The 19,451-nt window shown below is 45.8% G+C and carries 15 protein-coding genes; 9 read left to right on the forward strand and 6 right to left on the reverse strand.

What is annotated here, in order from left to right; translation table 11 throughout:
• Nucleotides 1-10: 10 nt before the first annotated feature.
• Together asnS and KI655_RS16875 are read right to left on the reverse strand one after the other, a co-directional pair.
• Entirely contained in the window at nt 11-1,411 is a 1,401-nt protein-coding gene (gene asnS / locus KI655_RS16870) for an asparagine--tRNA ligase (RefSeq protein ID WP_150868825.1), read from the reverse strand.
• A gap of 266 nt (nt 1,412-1,677) precedes the next feature.
• Nucleotides 1,678-3,300: a methyl-accepting chemotaxis protein gene (locus KI655_RS16875; RefSeq protein WP_285407319.1), complete on the reverse strand. Its 1,623-nt coding sequence runs from the start codon at nt 3,298-3,300 to the stop codon at nt 1,678-1,680.
• A gap of 523 nt (nt 3,301-3,823) precedes the next feature.
• On the opposite strand from KI655_RS16875, the gene KI655_RS16880 reads away from it, so the two are divergent.
• Together KI655_RS16880 and KI655_RS16885 are read left to right on the forward strand one after the other, a co-directional pair.
• Nucleotides 3,824-3,997 carry a hypothetical protein gene (locus tag KI655_RS16880; protein WP_160168781.1) on the forward strand — a complete coding sequence of 58 codons (174 nt, stop codon included), beginning with the start codon at nt 3,824-3,826 and terminating at the stop codon, nt 3,995-3,997.
• Between the two features lie 99 nt (nt 3,998-4,096).
• On the forward strand, nt 4,097-5,239 hold the full coding sequence (locus tag KI655_RS16885) for an amino acid permease (RefSeq protein ID WP_285407321.1): 1,143 nt from the start codon (nt 4,097-4,099) through the stop codon (nt 5,237-5,239).
• Between the two features lie 102 nt (nt 5,240-5,341).
• Here KI655_RS16885 and KI655_RS16890 read toward each other — a convergent pair whose 3' ends face one another.
• The 3 genes from KI655_RS16890 to KI655_RS16900 all read right to left on the reverse strand — a co-directional run bounded on the left by KI655_RS16890 (nt 5,342) and on the right by KI655_RS16900 (nt 8,999).
• The gene (locus tag KI655_RS16890; protein ID WP_150894305.1) at nt 5,342-6,703 is read right to left on the reverse strand and encodes an L-serine ammonia-lyase; all 1,362 of its coding nucleotides are present in this window, start codon (nt 6,701-6,703) and stop codon (nt 5,342-5,344) included.
• A 133-nt stretch (nt 6,704-6,836) separates the two neighbouring features.
• A complete protein-coding gene (locus tag KI655_RS16895; RefSeq protein ID WP_285407325.1) occupies nt 6,837-8,090 on the reverse strand; it encodes an aromatic amino acid transport family protein in 1,254 nt (417 codons plus the stop codon).
• Between the two features lie 309 nt (nt 8,091-8,399).
• Nucleotides 8,400-8,999 (reverse strand): CoA pyrophosphatase, encoded by a 600-nt coding sequence (locus KI655_RS16900; RefSeq protein ID WP_285407327.1) that lies wholly within the window; start codon nt 8,997-8,999, stop codon nt 8,400-8,402.
• A 255-nt stretch (nt 9,000-9,254) separates the two neighbouring features.
• On the opposite strand from KI655_RS16900, the gene KI655_RS16905 reads away from it, so the two are divergent.
• Nucleotides 9,255-9,794 (forward strand): heme NO-binding domain-containing protein, encoded by a 540-nt coding sequence (locus KI655_RS16905; RefSeq protein WP_285407328.1) that lies wholly within the window; start codon nt 9,255-9,257, stop codon nt 9,792-9,794.
• Nucleotides 9,795-9,798: 4 nt separating this feature from the next.
• Nucleotides 9,799-11,514, forward strand: coding sequence for an ATP-binding protein (locus KI655_RS16910; RefSeq protein WP_285407330.1), 1,716 nt, complete (start codon nt 9,799-9,801; stop codon nt 11,512-11,514).
• Between the two features lie 135 nt (nt 11,515-11,649).
• Here KI655_RS16910 and pabB read toward each other — a convergent pair whose 3' ends face one another.
• Nucleotides 11,650-13,020 carry an aminodeoxychorismate synthase component 1 gene (gene pabB, locus KI655_RS16915; protein ID WP_285407331.1) on the reverse strand — a complete coding sequence of 457 codons (1,371 nt, stop codon included), beginning with the start codon at nt 13,018-13,020 and terminating at the stop codon, nt 11,650-11,652.
• Nucleotides 13,021-13,287: 267 nt separating this feature from the next.
• On the opposite strand from pabB, the gene KI655_RS16920 reads away from it, so the two are divergent.
• From KI655_RS16920 to tyrR, 5 genes are all read left to right on the forward strand, one after another.
• Complete coding sequence (locus KI655_RS16920; protein WP_032548746.1) at nt 13,288-14,802, forward strand: fumarate hydratase; 1,515 nt, start codon at nt 13,288-13,290, stop codon at nt 14,800-14,802.
• 137 nt (nt 14,803-14,939) lie between these two features.
• Nucleotides 14,940-15,125, forward strand: coding sequence for a hypothetical protein (locus KI655_RS16925; protein WP_032548748.1), 186 nt, complete (start codon nt 14,940-14,942; stop codon nt 15,123-15,125).
• A gap of 235 nt (nt 15,126-15,360) precedes the next feature.
• Nucleotides 15,361-16,734, forward strand: coding sequence for a YcjX family protein (locus KI655_RS16930; protein WP_285407334.1), 1,374 nt, complete (start codon nt 15,361-15,363; stop codon nt 16,732-16,734).
• A 13-nt stretch (nt 16,735-16,747) separates the two neighbouring features.
• Nucleotides 16,748-17,800 (forward strand): YcjF family protein, encoded by a 1,053-nt coding sequence (locus KI655_RS16935; RefSeq protein ID WP_285407335.1) that lies wholly within the window; start codon nt 16,748-16,750, stop codon nt 17,798-17,800.
• A gap of 105 nt (nt 17,801-17,905) precedes the next feature.
• Nucleotides 17,906-19,450 (forward strand): transcriptional regulator TyrR, encoded by a 1,545-nt coding sequence (tyrR, locus tag KI655_RS16940; protein WP_285407336.1) that lies wholly within the window; start codon nt 17,906-17,908, stop codon nt 19,448-19,450.
• Nucleotide 19,451: the final 1 nt, after the last annotated feature.

Raw genomic sequence — 19,451 nt, forward strand, 5'->3', positions numbered from 1 at the left:
AAATGCGGAATTAGAAGTTCGCAGAGCGAGGAGTACGTGGGAATGGGATCACGTCACGTACGTTGCCCATGCCTGTTACGTAAGATACTAGACGCTCGAAGCCTAGGCCGAAACCAGCGTGTGGCACTGTACCGTATTTACGTAGGTCGCGGTACCAGCTCATGTGTTCAGGGTCGATACCTACTTCACGCATACGCTCGTCTAGGATGTCTAGACGCTCTTCACGCTGAGAACCACCGATGATTTCACCGATACCAGGTGCTAGTACGTCCATAGCTGCTACCGTCTTACCGTCATCGTTAGCACGCATGTAGAATGCTTTGATGTCTTTCGGGTAGTTCTTCACGATTACTGGTGCTTTGAAGTGCTCTTCAGCTAGGTAACGCTCGTGCTCAGAAGACATGTCGATACCCCATTCAACTGGGAATTCGAACTCACGACCTGAATCTAGAAGAATCTGGATTGCGTCAGTGTAGTCAACTTGTGCGAAGTCAGAAGAAACAAACTGCTCTAGACGAGTGATTGCCTCTTTGTCGATGCGTTGAGCGAAGAACTCAAGGTCATCACGGCACTCTTCAAGTACTGCTTTGAACACGAACTTAAGCATGTCTTCAGACAGCTTAGCAACGTCTTCTAGGTCAGCGAATGCAACTTCAGGCTCAACCATCCAGAACTCAGCTAGGTGGCGGCTTGTGTTTGAGTTTTCAGCACGGAACGTAGGACCGAACGTGTAAACCTTGCTTAGTGCACAAGCGTAAGCTTCTGCGTTTAGCTGACCAGATACCGTTAGGAATGTCTCTTTGCCGAAGAAATCTTCGTTGTAATCAACATCGCCTTTCTCAGTGCGAGGTAGGTTTTCCATGTCTAGCGTAGAAACGCGGAACATCTCACCAGCACCTTCTGCATCAGAAGCTGTGATTAGTGGAGCAGATACCCAGAAGAAACCCTGCTCGTGGTAGAAGCGGTGGATTGCTTGAGATAGGCAGTTACGAACACGCGCAACCGCACCGATTACGTTAGTACGTGGACGTAGGTGTGCTACTTCGCGTAGGTATTCGATTGAGTGACGAGTCTTCGCCATTGGGTAAGTTTCTGCGTCTTCAACCCAACCTACAACTTTAACGTCAGTTGCAGCAAGTTCGAAGTCTTGACCTTTCGCAGGAGACTCAACAATCTTACCAGTTACTTCAACAGAGCAGCCTGTAGTCAGCTTTAGTACTTCGTTTTCGTAATTATTAAGATTATTAGGGACCACGGCCTGAATCGGGTCGAAACAAGAGCCGTCATAAATGGCAAGGAAAGAGATTCCAGCTTTGGAATCACGACGTGAACGGATCCAGCCGCGAACAGTTACTTCACTGTCTACCGCTAGCTTGCCGCCAAGTACGTCTTTTACAGGCGCGTAAGTCATGTTGGTTTCATTCTCCATTGAGGGACAAATTCAACCCAATGCTAAATCACGATAGTTTTAATTTTCTGATACTTGAACAAAAAACAATCGAAACATTGAGTTGTATAAACTTTTTAAATCAATGGAACATATTACCTGTCACACAGAGAGCTTCAACCTTTATTGTTAGTTGAAGAAAGAAATATTTCCTATATGGACTTATTTTTCTTTAAAGGCCGACTTTTTACTCTATTAGTCGGCCTTGTTGCAGATAAGAAGAAGCGTGATTAGCTTCCTTGTTGCTTATTAGAAAGGGTAAACTGGTTGATCAAGCTCTCAAGGTGATCAGACAGCTCTTCAAGGTCGTTACTGATATCACGTGTGCTTGCCGCCGATTGAGACGTGTTATTGGCATGAGAGGTGATCGCCTCAATCTTGTTCTGTACATCCTTGGTCGCGTGGGTCGTTGACTGCGTTTGATGCTGAATATCTTGAGCGTGAGCCAATACCTGCTTCATTTCTTCAACCACACCGTTCATTTCCGCTGCAAGCGAATCGATATCCGTTGAGCTTTGGTATGCCTGAGCGCAAACACGATCGGCTGAATGAAGCGACTGTTCACTGCCTTGTTGGAATTGATGGATGATCGACTCGATGTTGCCGGTTGCTTCTGCTGTGCGAGACGCGAGGTGGCGCACTTCATCCGCCACGACAGCAAACCCACGACCTTGTTCACCTGCTCGTGCTGCCTCAATAGCGGCATTAAGCGCCAACAGGTTGGTCTGCTCTGCGATACCGTGAATCACGGTCAGGATAGAGGAGACTTCACCCGTCTGTTGATTGAGCGACTGAATCTTCTCTTTTACCTCTTCAATACTGGTGACTAGGCTCTTGATCTCATTGCTGGCATCGTGCGCTTGGTTAGCGCTCTTGAACGCGACATCGGCTGTATGATTGATAAGGTTAGAGGCTGTAACGGTGGCTTGCTCTGCACTTACTTGCTGCGCTTGAATACCCTCGATATTACTTTGAACTTCTGCGGTTTCATCTTGTTGGTCGCTAGCGGCTGTTTCAGTAATATGGGCAACACTGGTCAGTTGGTTGGCTGACGTGTTCAGCTTATGAGAGGTATCCTGAACTTGGCTCAAGCTATTCGATACGGTTTTCATAAATGAGTTAATAGCGGCAGACAAAGACCCAATCTCGTCGTTGCGTTCAATAGGCAGTCTTTCTGATAGATTTTTGTTGTCGCTTACTTGAGTCATAAAACGCGAGGTTTGCTGAAGCGGACGAACAATGATCTTACGGATCAGTGTCATGGTAAGGGCGAAGCCGACAAACGAGATCACCGCCATAATGACGATCGCGGTAATGGTTTGAGTGTGAATCAGGTCGTTAACATGGCTCAAGTTGTACTCTAGACGAATAGCACCCAACACCTCGCCCTCAGGCGCAATATGACAAGAAACGCAGTTGGTGCCTCGGTAGTTCTCGCTTGATTTCATTGGCAACGCGATGACCAAGCCTTTGCCCCAATCGGCACTGAAAGGTTCAATCACGGTTTCACCCGCCAAAGCGCGTCTGTCTATGTCATCTTTAGGCTGCTGGTCTGCATTACCCGGACCATAGAGTTTGCTAACAGAGTCAGCTCTCAGAACACGAACATCTTCAATGCCTTCTTGAGCCAACGCTTTGTGGCGTAGGGTCTCTTTTTGCGACATGGTGCCTGTCAGCATCATCATGTTCAGGCTATCGAAATAATTGCTGGCTTTGTCGTGCAGTTGCTCACTCAAAACTGAGTTTACAAGCTGTTTCTGTTGGCTGTATTGGAAGTATGTAGAGATAGCGAGGAGTAGGGAGAAGACCACTGCCAGTGCTACCAGTATTTTAAACGTTATTGTTGAGCGCATACCGAACACATATTTTTATTAATTATAATGACGAGCATACTCTAGCGATAAAACTATGCGGTACCTATCATAAAGGGGTAATTGTGTGACCACACTCCGATTGTGGTTATGTTTCTGTGATGTAGCAGCTTTGTGATGGAATTTTGGCGTAAAAACGTCATAAAAATAACGCGATACGGGTGATATGTTGATCTTCTTTCAACTAATTAAATCTTTAATTGATATGTCTATCTATAGGGTTGGGCGTGTAATTAGAAATGAAAATAGCTTGTAAATATTGGTTAAAACTTTGCGATAAATGTGGCCAATAGGATCGTTTAATTGGGTTATTTAGAATATATGTGATGCTTTTTAACTCTGATTGTTTAAATTACAGACAAATGAACAAAAAATAGCAGAAAATAAGGTTGTAACGTTGTTTTTCAGGCGTCTTTCGTTAAGATGAATTTACCTCAATACTGAGGAGGGCAGTAACGGATCGCTGCTTGCAATAACATGGAATGTGATTAGTTTGGACACACAGATGAAATTCAAAATCACATCACCAATCATCGAACCGACAGAAGGTTCACCACATCAGCAACAGAACTCTTCAGTTGCCTCTCTTTCTCTACAATCTCGCTTTTATCACAGCTCGCTTTCTACTGCCTTCTCGCGATTTAACTCCGCTTATCGCTCCTATCGATATTCGTTTTAAAGCTTAACTTCTTTCGAATTTTCTTTGCATCTTGATTGATGACAGAGAAGTACACCTATTAAAAACAAAATAAATAAGTTAAAGACAATGAATATTAAAATGATAGGGAGCTCCCTAATTATCGCTGGTACCGCTCTGGGTGCTGGTATGCTTGCAATTCCAATGGTTCTCGCTCAATTTGGATTGCTATACGGTTCACTTTTGATGGTGCTGATCTGTTTCGGTACCACTTACGCAGCGCTTCTTTTATTGGAAGCGACAATCAAGGCTGGTGGAGGCCTTGGCTTGAACTCAATCGCGCGCAAAACGCTAGGTAGACAAGGTCAATTAATTACCAATGGCCTACTATACGCCCTGCTTATCTGCCTATTGATGGCATACATCTTAGGTGCTGGCGATCTTCTGAGCCAGGTATTGGCAAGCCTTGGTATTAACATCAGTGCGACTACGGGACAAATCGCGTTCACTTTGATTGCTGGTGCTGTAGTGGCATGTGGTACAGGTGTTATTGATAAGCTAAACCGAGCTCTATTCTTTGTGATGCTTGCTAGCTTAGCTATCACCATGACCTTCCTTGCTCCGGGTATGACCCAAGAAAACCTGACGCAAGTAACGAGTCATGATCATTTGTCACTAATCAAAACCAGTGCGATCTTGTTTACCAGCTTTGGCTTTATGGTGGTGATTCCTACTTTGGTTTCTTACAACCAAGAAGCGACCGACAAGCAACTGCGTAATATGGTGATTGTGGGCTCTCTTATCCCATTAGTGTGCTACCTATGCTGGCTGTTCGCCGTAGTGGGTAACCTGAGTGAAGAGCAGTTCAGAAGTTTCCATAATGTTTCAGACCTAATGGCGGCTTTTGAAACCAAATCACCTTGGATTGGTAACATCCTGTCGACCTTTACTGGCTTGGCACTGCTTACCTCATTCTTCGGTGTAGCCATGGCGCTGTTCAACCAGAACCGTGACATGTTTAACCAGAATACAGTAGTGACTTATGTCATCAGCTTCATTCTGCCACTAACGGGTTCGCTACTCGCTGCGGATAAATTCCTTCAAGTGTTGAACTATGCAGGTATTATCTTAGTTTTCTTAGCGGTGTTTATCCCATTAGTGATGGTACACAAGCAACGCTTCATGAAGGTAGAAGAGGGACGATACACGGCAGAAGGTGGGAATGTAATGATGTTGTTCTCACTGCTGTTTGGTTGCTTCTTGTTGATCTCACAAGTGATTTAATTTTTGCTGTTAAGCTTATTAACCAAAGTAACTAAGTGACAGATACAAAAAAGGAACGCCTCGGCGTTCCTTTTCTATTTTAGCGATTCAAGGTGCTTGCGATTAGCAAACCACTTTGATTGCTAGACCACCTTGAGAAGTCTCACGGTATTTCGCGTTCATGTCTTTACCTGTCTCTAGCATGGTTTCGATAACCTTATCTAGAGAAACAGTTGGAGCAGAAGAGCGACGTAGTGCCATACGAGTCGAGTTGATTGCTTTCACTGCAGCAATACCGTTACGTTCGATACATGGTACTTGTACTTGACCAGCAACTGGGTCACACGTTAGACCTAGGTTGTGCTCCATTGCGATTTCTGCAGCCATACATACTTGCTCAGGGCTACCACCCATAAGCTCAGCAAGACCAGCAGCAGCCATAGAACATGCCACACCAACTTCACCCTGACAGCCAACTTCAGCACCAGAGATAGAAGCGTTACGCTTGTAAAGACCACCGATCGCGCCAGAAGCCGCGAAGTAACGGATGTAGTCTTTCTCTGTTACTGTTTGGATGAACTTATCGTAGTAAGCAAGTACCGCAGGGATGATGCCACATGCGCCGTTTGTTGGTGCAGTAACTACACGACCGCCAGCTGCGTTCTCTTCGTTTACAGCGAAAGCGAACATGTTAACCCAGTCAACCACTGACATTGGGTCGTTAGTCGTTTTCTCTGAAGTCATCAGCTGTTGGCGAAGTGCCGCAGCACGACGAGGTACACGGAGTGGACCAGGCAGAATACCTTCAGTGTTCATGCCGCGATCCATACATTCACGCATCGTTTTCCAGATGTTCGCGAAGTAAGTGCGAGACTCTTCATCAGAGTGAAGGGCTGCTTGGTTCTTCATCACAAGTGTGCTGATAGAAAGGCCGCTCTCTTTACACTGGTTCACTAGCTCTTCAGCGGTTGTGAATTCGTAAGGCGATTTGATTGGGTTCTCTTCTTCTTTACCGAAGTTCTCTTCGTCAACGATGAAGCCACCACCAATAGAATAATAAGTCTTTGAGTACGCTTTTTCGTCATCGATCCAAGCGTGGATAGTCATGCCGTTTTCGTGTAGCTCAAGGTTAGTAGTATGGAAGTTCATACCACCGTCTTTCGGGAACGATACTGTGTGACAGTGCATGCCAACAGGAAGGCGCTCAGTTTCTTCTACGCGAGCGATAAAGCCCGGAATAGAATCGATGTCTACTTTCTCAGGGGTGTTGCCAGCAAGACCCATGATGATAGCGATATCTGTGTGGTGACCTTTCCCTGTCAGTGATAGTGATCCATATACGTCCACGGTGATTTTAGTGATGTCGCGCAATTTTCCCATTGAACGAAGATCATCAATAAACTCTTTACCCGCTTTCATTGGTCCAACTGTGTGTGAGCTCGATGGACCAACACCGATTTTATAGATATCAAAAACACTAATCATAGTGATTACCTCAAAAGAGAGCCTCCCAAGGGGAGTAGGGAGGCTCATTTATTATCATTATATTTGGTTTTAATGCTCAGCTTGCTCAATGAGTAATGCTTCACTCATGGGCATCAGTGTAATGGTGCTGAGATTAAAGAGCGCCGTAGATTACAGAACTAATAGCCGCTAGACCACATAAAGCTGTAAAGATTTGTACAGGTGCTGAAGTTTTGTACTTAGCCATCGCTGGTACTTTGTTCATCGCGAATATAGGCATTAGGAACAGGATAGCTGCAATCATTGGAGCACCCATTGTTTCAATCATACCTAGGATGCTTGGGTTAACTACCGCAACAATCCAAGTAGTCACAACGATGAACGCTAGAGAGATTTTTTCAATCTTGCTTACTTGAGTGTTAGAGCGAGATTTGATTAGACCTACTAGACCTTCGTGTGCACCTAGGAAGTGACCGAAGTAGCTAGAAGTGATTGCTGCGAACGCTACTAGAGGACCCATGTAAGAGATAAGTGGAGACTCGTGAACGTTAGCTAGGTAAGAAAGTACAGAGATGTTTTGTGCTTGCGCTGTTGCTAGTTGCTCTGGAGATAGAGAAAGTACAACAGAGAATACGAAGAACATTACAAAACCCATCAGCATCATTGCTGCGCCACCAGTGATCGCGTCAGTCTTCTTAACTGCGTTTTCACCGTGTACACGACGTTGCTCTTTAGAGAACTGAGAAATGATTGGGCTGTGGTTGAAAGAGAACACGATGATTGGAATTGCTAGCCAGATGATAGAAGGCATAGCAGACCATTCTGGGCTTACGTCCATCATAGATGTGTTCCAATCAGGAACTAGGTAGAAAGACAGCGCTAGTAGGATGAATACTAGTGGGTAAACCATCGCTGAAGTTGCTTTAAGCATCAGTTCTTTACCGAATACAACACCCGCTGTCATAGCAAGGATAAGTGCACCAGAAAGAAGAGGGCGAGGGATAGATTCCATACCCATTTGGTTTACAAGGAAAGAGTCTACAGTGTTTGTGATACCAACACCGTAAATTAGAACGATTGGGTAGATAGCGAAAAAGTAAGCGAAAGTAATAAGGTTCGCGCCAGTCTTACCGAAGTGTTCTTCTACTGTATCTGTGATATCTGCTTCAGGGTTTTTTGCAGACAGTACAAAACGTGCTAGAGATTTATGTGCAAACCAAGTCATTGGTGCTGCGATTAGAGCTAGGATAACTAATGGCCAAAAACCACCCGCGCCAGCTTTGATTGGAAGGAATAGTACGCCAGCACCGACTGCTGTACCGAACAGAGAAAGACACCAAGTAAAATCTTTATAAGTAAACTTGCTCGAGTCTTTTACGGCATTTGCCGAAGAAGTTGTTGTGTTCATGTTAAATTACTCATTTTTTGGGAACAGGAAATAAGTTGGGGCTAATTTTGCAGAATTTTCTTCGGCAAAAAATAGATCTAAATCATGTAATGAAACGGCTTGTTATATGATATGCGAAAAACGGTTTTATGATCACGATTTTGGCGTGCTACAGGTGATTTTTGTTAATGTTTGATATTAGTTTTTCTTATCTGAAAGGTGGGCTGTTTTAGTTTTATACAAGGTAACCGTTTGCGTAAAAATGTATTAATAAATCTGTTCCATGAAAATTTGAGCATTTGTTAAGAAAAAATAACCGAAACCTCCATTTTATGTAACTTGTTTCAGTACATGTTGCTGCATTGATTGTACAATTTGTGCCGTTACACCCCAGATTAGCTGGTCTTCGTAGGGCATAGCGAACACACGATGCTTGACCTGCTTAAAATTCACTAAATGACTATGTAAGTTCGCTTGGTCGAACACATATTCAGCTGGCACTTCAAAAATAGAGTCCACTTCATTGCGGTCGATTCTCGGTTGGTAGTCAGGATCAATCAGAGCCACAATCGGCGTTACTGAAAATTTACTGATGGTGTTCAAAGCAGGGAGCTGACCGATAACTTTTACCTGTTCTTTAACAATCCCTATCTCTTCTTGTAATTCTCGTAGTGCAGTGTGTTGTAAAGTCGGGTCGCTTTGTTCGTATTTGCCACCGGGAAAGCTCACTTGACCGGGGTGATGTTTCAGATGTGCAGCCCGTTTAGTAAAAATTACGTTAAGCCCATTGTCACGTTCAACTAATCCGACAACGACGGCGGCTTGGCGTAGATCTTCATCACGAATTTGCGCCACGCGCTCAATAGATTCTGGGTGATAGCCCACAATAGGGTTAAGTTGGAATTGCTGTAAGAAGTTCTGTCTGTTCATGCTGAGCCAATTTATTGATTATTATGCTATTAAGTATAAGCACAACTTCTGGCTCAACACCAATCCGTAACAGACGACAGTTTTATGGCAGAGGGGATGCGAAGCGTTGCATATTTGCTATATTGTTAGAAACCCTGCCGACAATCGTTATTTATTGAATTGTTAGGCATTTAGCTTGGGATTACGTTCTTAGGATAAGAAAGGGTGAACATTCAAATAACGATATTCTAATTACAACAAAGTGGAAGGTATGCAATGAAGGGAATCATATTTACCGAATTCTTAGAGCTTGTTGAAGATAAGTTTGGCCTAGATCTTCTAGAAGAAGTGCTAGAGATGTCAGAAGACGAAGGTATCTATACCTCGGTTGGCAGCTATGACCACAAAGACTTGGTTAAGCTGATCATCAACCTTAGTAAAAAAACTGACATTGATGCTGCAAGCTTGCAGCGTGTTTTCGGCCAATCGGTGTTTAAGAATTTACTCGACTCTTTACCTGATAAAGCCAGTCTTAACCACAGCAATACCACCTTTCAGTTTATCCAGCACGTAGAGCGTTATATTCATGTGGAAGTGAAGAAGCTGTACCCAGACGCTGAGCCACCTCAATTTACCTTTTTGACCACAGAAGAAGCTCAATTGGTGTTTGACTACAAAAGTGCCCGTTGTATGTCTCACGTCTGCCTCGGTTTGATTGAGGGGTGTGCCGAGTACCACAACGAATCTATCGCTATCGAGATGATCCCTCAAAATGAAGACCAGAGTGTAGTACGTTTCAACTTGAGAGTAGAATAGCCGTATGAGTTCAGAGTCGGCCCTTGAGCGAAAGCTCAAACGACAGATTGCAGCAAGAAAAGAAGCAGAAAGGTTACTTGAGCAGAAAAGCCTAGAGCTTTTTGAAGCGAACCAACAGCTTGAGCTGGCACTGCGTCAGCTTGAGAAACGTTCCAACGCCAATATTCGACGTATTGAGTTCCAAGAGCAGATCGACAACCTGTTGATCGACTTTGGTAGAGCCTTTCTGCGTAATGACCTTGATGACGTGATGCTTCAGGAGCTCACGACCAATGTCACCAACAGTTATCTTATTGAAGCCAGTCGATTAGTCTTACCACCCAAACTGTTACCAGAACTTCAAACCTTTGATTACGGCGATGCTGCGCTCAGCGACGTCGACCTCGATATTCAAGAGCTGACTTGGCAAGGCGATGTATTGGTGATCCCGCTTGAGGTTGAGCAGGTCATTATCGGCTCACTTTTGGTTAAGGTGAACCTAGGGGACCAAGACGGCGACTTTATTCAGAGCCAATTAATGCTGGTGACAGACCTCATCTGCAGCGCCATCACTCATCAACTCGCTATTAACCGCAATATTGAATCTAGACGCCGCGCAGAGGAGTCAGAGCGTTCGACTCGAGACTTTGTGGCGATGATCAACCACGAACTGCGGACGCCTCTCAATGGCTTGCTTGGCAGTGCAGAACTGATCAGCGATACGGAACTGACTGAACCTCAACGTGAGATCATCAATAACCTGAGCCAATCCGGTGAGTTCCTCAGAACCATAATTAACGACCTGCTTGATTACAGTAAGATCAACGCAGGGATGTTAGAGCTGATTCCCAAAACTTTTGCACTGCGCGATCTTAAGAAAACCATCGAGAGCATTTTCGTTAACCGCGCCGCTGAGAAGCAGATTGATTTTACAATCACCATAGGTCAGCAAGTTCCTGATTATTTCAATGGTGACTTAGAGCGTATTACTCAGTTGTTTGTGAACTTGATAGGTAACGCGATTAAGTTTACCGAAGAGGGCCACGTAAAGGTCAATGTGAATTGGAAAGACAATCAGTTTGTGTTTGCTGTCGAAGATACCGGGGTCGGGATTGCTGAAGCGGCGCTCAATACGCTGTTTGACCCATTTACTCAGGCAGACCGTTCCAGCAGCCGTAACTATGAAGGGACGGGGTTGGGGCTTGCGATCTGTCGTAAACTCGTGAGCCTGATGAATGGCCGTATCTCTGTAGAGAGCACACAGGGTGTTGGTACAACCTTTACCATCGCTGTGCCCTTGATTGTGGTCAATACCACTCATGATGAAGAGACAGGAAAAGAGAACGTCGTCTCTGATACGGGCTTGTCACTGCTCAAAGTACTAGTAGTAGACGACATCAAGATGAACCAGATCATCATCCAACAAATGCTGCGTAAGCATGAGATTGAACCCGCCATCGCAAACAATGGTGTCGAGGGCTTTGACTTGGCCAGTGCCAACGAATATGACGTGGTGTTTATGGATTGTCGAATGCCAGTCATGGATGGCTTTGAAGCGACAGAGAAACTGCGTGAACAGGGTTACAGCCGATCGATTGTTGCACTCACCGCGGGTACCACACTGGAAGAGCGCGAACGCTGCATTGAATGTGGAATGGATGACATACTCAGTAAGCCATACACGGCCAATGATTTAAAAGAGATGCTCAAGAAGTGGGGCGTGTCTTCGGTTAACCAGTAGCACAAGTTCAGTGCTGTCTATCTACTACGATTTCACCCGTAAAAAACAAAAAACCAGAAGCTCGTACTTCTGGTTTTTTTATGCTGTTCGCACATATAGAGTATCTAGAACATTCCGTTGCCGTTGTGCTTTCGATTAGTCTTGAGCAAGCACAGGTAGGATTCTGCTTAGCTTATCTAGTGTCTCTTGGTATTCAGATTGGCAATCACTGTCTGCAACCACACCGCCACCCGCCCAAGCGTATAACGTCTCATCTTCCGCAACCAGAGTACGAATGGTGATGCTGGTGTCCATACGACCATGACGGCTGATATAGCCGATACTGCCGCAATACGCAGAGCGTCGATGAGGCTCTAGCTCTTCGATGATCTGCATTGCTCTTACCTTAGGTGCACCAGTGATAGAGCCGCCCGGGAAACACGCTCTCAATAAATCTGTCGCATGGTACTGCTCATCTAAGTCAGCACGTATGGTGCTTACAAGGTGGTGAACGGCTGGGAAACTCTCAATATCAAACAGCTTAGGCACATGCACGGTGCCCGGCTTTGCCACACGGCCAATGTCGTTACGCAATAGGTCAACGATCATCAGGTTTTCCGCTTGGTCTTTCTCTGCATTGGCTAAGTCAGTCGCGTATTCGGCATCGACTTGTGCGTCTTCAGAGCGAGGGCGCGTGCCCTTGATCGGTTTAGTCTCAATCGTGTTGTCTTTGAGCTCTAGGAATCGCTCTGGAGAGACACTCAAAATCGCGCAGTCTGCAAGGCGAATAAAGCCAGAGAAGGGCGCACTGTTGTACTGCTCAAGCTTGTCATACGCTTGCCATTCAGAGCCTTGGTAGCTGGCGTGGAAACGCTGCGCTAAGTTGATTTGGTAACAGTCGCCTGAAAGTAGGTACTCCTGCACAGAGTCGAATCTTTCACCGTAACCGGTTTGGGTCATGTTCGATTGCCATTCACTGGTTAAGCCAAAAGAGGACAACGCTTTCTGTTGGTGATCTTGCAGCCATGCAAAGCGTTCTTCAACATTCAATCCGACTACACAGGCTGTCTTTAGTTTATGGTCAACAATCACCGCCCAGTCATACAAACCCACAGCCATATCGGGTGCGCTAATATCATGTTTAGCCAGTTCTGGTAGTGTCTCTACACGACGTCCCAAATCGTAGCTGAAATAACCCAATGCACCACCGACGAACGGCAAGTCATGTTCGCAATCAAGATCAGGGATTAACTCCTGTTGATATTGATGCAGCAACTCAAACGGATCCGTATCAGAAACGATACGATTTTCATTAACATTTATCGTGGTTTTTTGACCGATTGTTTCGAATGTGGCGACCGGTTGAGCAACCAAAATGTCAAAACGGCTATCAACATGGCTTTCTGATGCAGAGCGTAATAGCATTGCCCAAGGTAGGGTTTCAATACCTGAAAACAGCTGTTTAGCTAAAGTTGATTGATATTCGAGCGGCTTGATTTGGATAGACTGGAGTTCGTTGTTATTCATTTGTTTAATTTGTGACAAAGAGTTCGATCACTGCATGGCGTGTGAGAGGAAGCAAGAGTATCATAAATTGAAATTAAAATGGGCTCTTGATTCACACAGTTCAAACAAGGGGTTTAGTGCAAAGCGAGACTGGCGAATATCTGGGCGATTTCGATTCCCCATAGAAACATCAGTGAACGCAACTAAATTAAGCTCAACATTATAAATAGCTAAACACCCATAGAGCCATGAGCCCAACATGGAACTAGAACAATAAAGAGGCATGCAATGACGGTTATTCGTAAGCAAGATGTGATCAGCAGTGTCGCTGACGCACTTCAGTACATTTCTTATTACCACCCTTTAGACTTTGTCCAAGCCCTAGAAAAAGCGTACGAGAAAGAAGAGAGCCAAGCGGCAAAAGACGCGATTGCTCAGATTCTGATTAACTCTCGCATGTCGGCAGAAGGTCATCGTCCAATCTGTCAAGATACGGGTATCGTAACCTGTTTCGTTAACATCGGTATGGATGTGAAATGGGAAACAGACCTAACAGTTCAAGAGATGGTTGATGAAGGCGTTCGTCAAGCTTACAACAACCCAGATAACCCACTGCGTGCATCTGTCCTAATGGACCCTGCGGGCAAGCGTATTAACACCAAAGATAATACGCCAGCTGTCGTTCACATCAACATGGTGCCGGGCAACAAGGTAGAAATTCAGATCGCAGCGAAAGGCGGCGGCTCAGAAAACAAAACCAAGATGGTGATGCTAAACCCTTCTGATGACATTGCAGAGTGGGTAGAAAAGACACTGCCAACCATGGGGGCAGGTTGGTGTCCACCGGGCATGCTAGGTATAGGTATCGGTGGTACGGCTGAGAAAGCAGCGGTACTGGCGAAAGAGTCTCTAATGGAACACATCGATATCCAAGAGCTTATCGAGAAAGGCCCAGAGAACGCAGAAGAAGAGCTTCGTCTAGACATCTTCAACCGTGTAAACAAGCTGGGTATCGGCGCACAAGGCCTTGGCGGTCTGACGACTGTAGTCGACGTTAAAATCAAGACAGCACCAACACACGCTGCATCTAAACCAGTATGTTTGATCCCTAACTGTGCAGCGACGCGTCACGTACACTTCACGCTAGACGGCAGCGGCCCAGCAGAGCTAACGCCACCTAAGCTAGAAGAGTGGCCAGACATCACTTGGGAAGCGGGCGCAAATACACGTCGCGTGAACCTTGATGAAGTGACTAAGGAAGATGTTCAAGAGTGGAAGACGGGCGAAACCGTTCTTCTATCAGGCAAGATCTTAACGGGTCGTGATGCGGCGCATAAACGTATTCAAGGCATGCTTGAGAGCGGTGAAGGTCTACCTGAAGGTGTCGACTTCAAAGGTAAGTTTATCTACTACGTAGGTCCAGTTGATGCAGTTGGTGATGAAGCAGTAGGTCCAGCGGGTCCAACAACGTCGACACGTATGGATAAGTTCACTGACATGATGCTCAATGAAACAGGCATCATGGGTATGATCGGTAAAGCAGAGCGCGGCCCTGCAACCGTTGAGTCTATCAAAGAGCACAAAGCGGTTTACCTAATGGCGGTAGGCGGTGCTGCGTACCTTGTAGCGAAAGCGATCAAGAAAGCACGCGTTGTGGCGTTTGAAGATTTGGGTATGGAAGCGATCTACGAGTTCGAAGTTGAAGATATGCCAGTAACCGTAGCGGTAGACTCGACAGGCGCTAACGCACACCAAATTGGTCCTGATACTTGGAAAGTGAAAATCGCTGAAGCAGAGCAGTAATCAGTGAGCGATTAGGGCAAAAAATCTAGATTTATTGCTCGAAAACGACAAAAGTGCAGCAACTCCTGCACTTTTGTCTTATTATCAATGATATAGTGATAAACACATAGTTTGATATAAGAACATAGGAGAAACGGATGCCTCGTTTTATTCAGATCCTCCAGATTATTTTAGCCGTGGTGATTGGTGGTTTTGTTGGTTATGATCTGATCTTGAAAGGGATTAGCATTTTCGATAATAAATACGTCACAATTACATGTGCATTGTGGTTGATTGCAGAGATTGCGCTATTTGTTATCTATAAATTGATAGAAGACGATTAGTCGTCAAACGTTTCTTGATTCAAAAAGAACGTATGTAAAAAGCAAAATGTATAAAGCCCCTGATTATAACGGTAATCAGGGGCTTTTATTCATCTAGCATTAAGAAACGATATTAGATAATACCTCGCATAGACAGGCCGGATGCATTCATTTACTTCTCTTTCTTATCCCCTGTTTTTGAATTACGCTCGTGTGCGTTCAAGCATGCAGAGCCAAGTTTAACGGAGTCGTTCGAATGAAAAAAATAACACAAGAAGTGAGTGACTTTATCAGTCGAGGAACGGATTCTCATATCAGAGTTGCGGTGACGGGTTTATCGCGTGCCGGTAAAACCGCGTTTATCACTTCTTTAGTGAACCAGCTGCTGCACACCTCAACGCACAGTAATCTGCCACTGTTTTCGGCAGCGCGTGATAGCCGATTGATTGGAGCGAAACGCATACCGCAGCATAACATGATGATCCCACGCTTCTCTTATGACGAAGCGATGGATGCCCTGCATGCGGAGCCACCATTTTGGCCAGTTCCGACACGCGATGTGAGTGAGATTCGCTTGGCACTTAAATACAAGCCAGCGAAAGGAGCTAAAAAGCTTCTCAGTAAAAACAGCACTCTGTACCTAGATATCATTGACTATCCGGGAGAGTGGCTACTCGATTTGCCGCTGCTGGATATGGACTTCAATACTTGGAGTCAGTCTCAGTTTGCAGCATTAAAAGGACAACGTGCCGAACTCGCTGATGCGTGGAAAGACGAAGCGAGTGCGCTGGATCTGTTGGCCGATGCCGACGAAAAGCGTTTGGCGCAGATTTCTGATACTTATACTCAATATCTGCATGGGTGTAAGGAGCAAGGTTTGCACTGGGTTCAGCCGGGTCGTTTTGTGTTACCGGGAGAGCTAGAAGGTGCACCAGTATTGCAGTTTTTCCCATGCCTTGAGCCTGAGCAGAAATATGGCAAAGGGTGTAACTATGCTGTACTAAAAGCGCGCTATGAAGAGTACCAGCAGAAAGTCGTCAAGGCGTTCTATAAGAATCACTTTTCGACCTTCGATCGCCAGATAGTACTAGTGGATTGCTTACAGCCTTTAAACGCAGGGCACGACTCCTTTATGGATATGCGTGGCGCTCTAGAGCAGCTACTAAAAAGCTTTAAGTATGGTCGCAGCAATATATTACGTCGCCTGTTTGCTCCTAAGATCGACAAGATTCTATTCGCCGCGACCAAAGCAGACCACGTAACACCGGATCAGCATCCAAACCTTGTCTCTTTGCTACAACAGATGGTGCATCCAGCGTGGCAACAAGCAGCGTTTGAACATATCGAGATGAGCTGCATGAGCATCGCGTCTATTCAAGCAACCAGTGCAGGTTTCATCGCTTCAGGCTCTAGCAGCCAACCAGCGCTACAAGGTACGACATTGGATGGAGAGCCACAAACTATGTATCCGGGTGAAGTGCCTAAGAAACTGCCACATAAAGAGTATTGGCAAGAGAGTAGCTTTGACTTTACCAGCTTCAGACCCATGCCTCAGCATTCTGATGAACCTTGTCAGCACCTGAGAATGGACAAAGCGTTGGAATATCTTATTGGCGACAAACTTAAGTAGGGGGCGAGACAATATGAGTGAGCTGAAATCAAAAAAGGTCTTCGACCAACCACTGAACAGTGAGTTTGCCGAAGAGCAGAAACATCAAGCGACGCCAGAGCTTAATGCGCAGACGGTTTTCGAAGAGCAGGAGAAGTTTGTCCCTGCCGCGGTTGAACAGGACAGCGAACTGCAGGGCGAACCAGAGCAACAACTCGAGCAGATCATCCGTCCAAGTCGCGGTCGTAAATGGTTGGCTTCAGGCTTACTGACGGCTTTTGCGGGCCTAGTGGGCTGGCAAGCTATCGACAGTGTGGTAACGGCAATCCAAACCGCGGACTGGCTATCACTAGGTTGGGTTGGTTTTATGGCAGCGATCGCCTCCTTAGGCCTTGGTGCTATGGGTAAAGAGCTATGGAAACTGCGTTCATTACGAAACCACTTTAGCGTGCAAGAGCAAAGTGAAGCGCTACTGAAAAGCGACAGCGTGGGTAAGGGCAAAGCCTTCTGTGAAGAGATTGCAAAACAGGGTGGCATTATTGCTGAGTCGCCAGCGTATGATAGATGGAAGAACAGCGTTAACCCAGCGCACAGTGACGCTGAAGTGCTAGACATGTACGATGCGCTTGTGGTGTCCCAACAAGACAAGATAGCGACTAACTTGGTCACCAAGTATTCGACTGAGTCGGCGGCATTGGTTGCCTTGAGCCCGTTAGCAGCAGCGGATATGTTGCTGGTGGCGTGGCGCAGTTTCACTATGATTGAAAAGCTCGCCGATGTGTATGGTATTGAGCTTGGCTACTGGTCTCGATTGAAGCTGTTTAAATTGGTGTTGATCAACATGGCGGCCGCTGGGGCAAGTGAACTGGCGATTGATGCCAGCATGGACCTTGTTTCTATGGATCTGGCGGGCAAGGTGTCAGCAAGAGCGGGTCAAGGCTTAGGTGTCGGTATACTCACGGCTCGCTTGGGCTTGAAAGCGATGGCACTGCTGCGTCCAATGCCTTGGCATCAGGATCGCAAAGTGAAGTTATCGCATATGCGCAAAGCAGTGGTACACGAGCTGAAACGTATCGCAATCAAGTAATTATTGAGAGAAGAGTAAACATCTGTTTACTCTTCTTCTTGACTGAATTGAGGCCTTAATTCACACTACTGTCAACTTATCCTGACACCTTGAATAGGAATACTTGTGCGTCTTGAAGTATTGTGTGAAGACAGACTCGGTTTAACCCGTGAGCTGCTTGATATTTTAGCAACAAAAAGCATCGACCTACGCGGTATTGAGATCGATGTTAAAGGCATTATCTATCTGAATTGTCCAGATATCGATTTTGATGCCTTTAGTGAACTTATGGCTGAAATTCGTCGAATTTCTGGTGTAAAGGACGTCCGAAAGATTCAGTTTATGCCGAGCGAAAGGCATAACACAGAGCTGATTGCACTGCTCGCAAACCTTCCCGACCCGGTTATTTCCATCGACTTAAAAGGTTCGGTGGACATGGTAAACCACGCTGCCCTTAACCTATTTGGTAAAACCGAAGGTGAGGTAGTGGGTGAGCCGCTTTCTACATTTGTCCCTAACTTTAACTTCAGTCGTTGGATTGAGGGTGACGTAAAACGTCATCGTGAAGTGGTTGTGTTGGACGGATTAGACTTCTCTATCGAAATCCTTCCTGTTTACCTTGGTGGTGACGTCAATGAGCCAGTATTGGCCAGTGGCGTAATGACCATTCGCTCGTGTCAGCAAGATCAAGCGCAACAAGACTCGCTACCAGAGCAGAACAACTTAGGCTTCGAGCACTTTGTCGGTGTCTCTAACCGTCATAAAGCACTGATTAGCCAAGCTAAGAAACTGGCGATGCTTGACCAACCGCTACTGATTGAAGGTGATACGGGCACAGGTAAAGAGATGCTAGCGAAAGCTTGTCATAACCGCTCTCATCGCTCTTCATCGCCTTTCCTTGTTTTGAGCTGTGCCTCTATGCCAGATGATGTTGCGGAAACCGAACTGTTTGGTCACGCTCCGGGCTCGTTTAACCATGAGCAGGGCCATAAAGGTATCTTTGAGCAAGCGAATGGCGGTACGGTCTTCCTCGATGAAATTGGTGAGATGAGCCCGCACCTGCAGATTAAACTACTGCGCTTCCTACAAGACGGCAGCTTTAGACGTGTTGGTGAAGAAGAAGAGATGCATGCAGATGTGCGTATTATCGCTTCAACGCGCCACAAACTGTCTGAACTGGCAGACTCTGGTTCGTTCCGTGAAGACCTTTTCTACCGCTTAAATGTACTGACGCTGTCGATTCCAGCACTGAGAGAGCGCTCGAATGACGTTGCGCCTCTGCTTGAGCTTTTTGTGGCTAAGTACGCGCAGCAACTCGGTATGCTGAAACCTAAGCTAACTGCAGAACTGGTTGAGCAGCTTGGCAATTATCAGTGGCCGGGTAATATCCGTCAGCTCGATAACATGGTGCTTCGCGCACTGACTGAGTTAGAAGGCGATACTTTAGCGGTCGAGCAGTTCCACTTACCTCAGCTAGAAACCATGAACTCTGGAATGGCTAACCTTAGCCTAGACGGTTCACTGGATGAGATAATGAAAGACTACGAATCGCAAATCTTAGAGAAGCTTTATCAGTCTTTCCCATCTAGCCGTAAACTCGCTAAGCGATTGAATGTGTCTCATACCTCGATTGCTAACAAGCTTCGAGACTATGGTATTCGCAAGAATTAGG

The sequence above is a fragment of the Vibrio sp. D404a genome (assembly GCF_030248535.1).
In the GTDB taxonomy this organism is placed as follows: Bacteria; Pseudomonadota; Gammaproteobacteria; order Enterobacterales; family Vibrionaceae; genus Vibrio.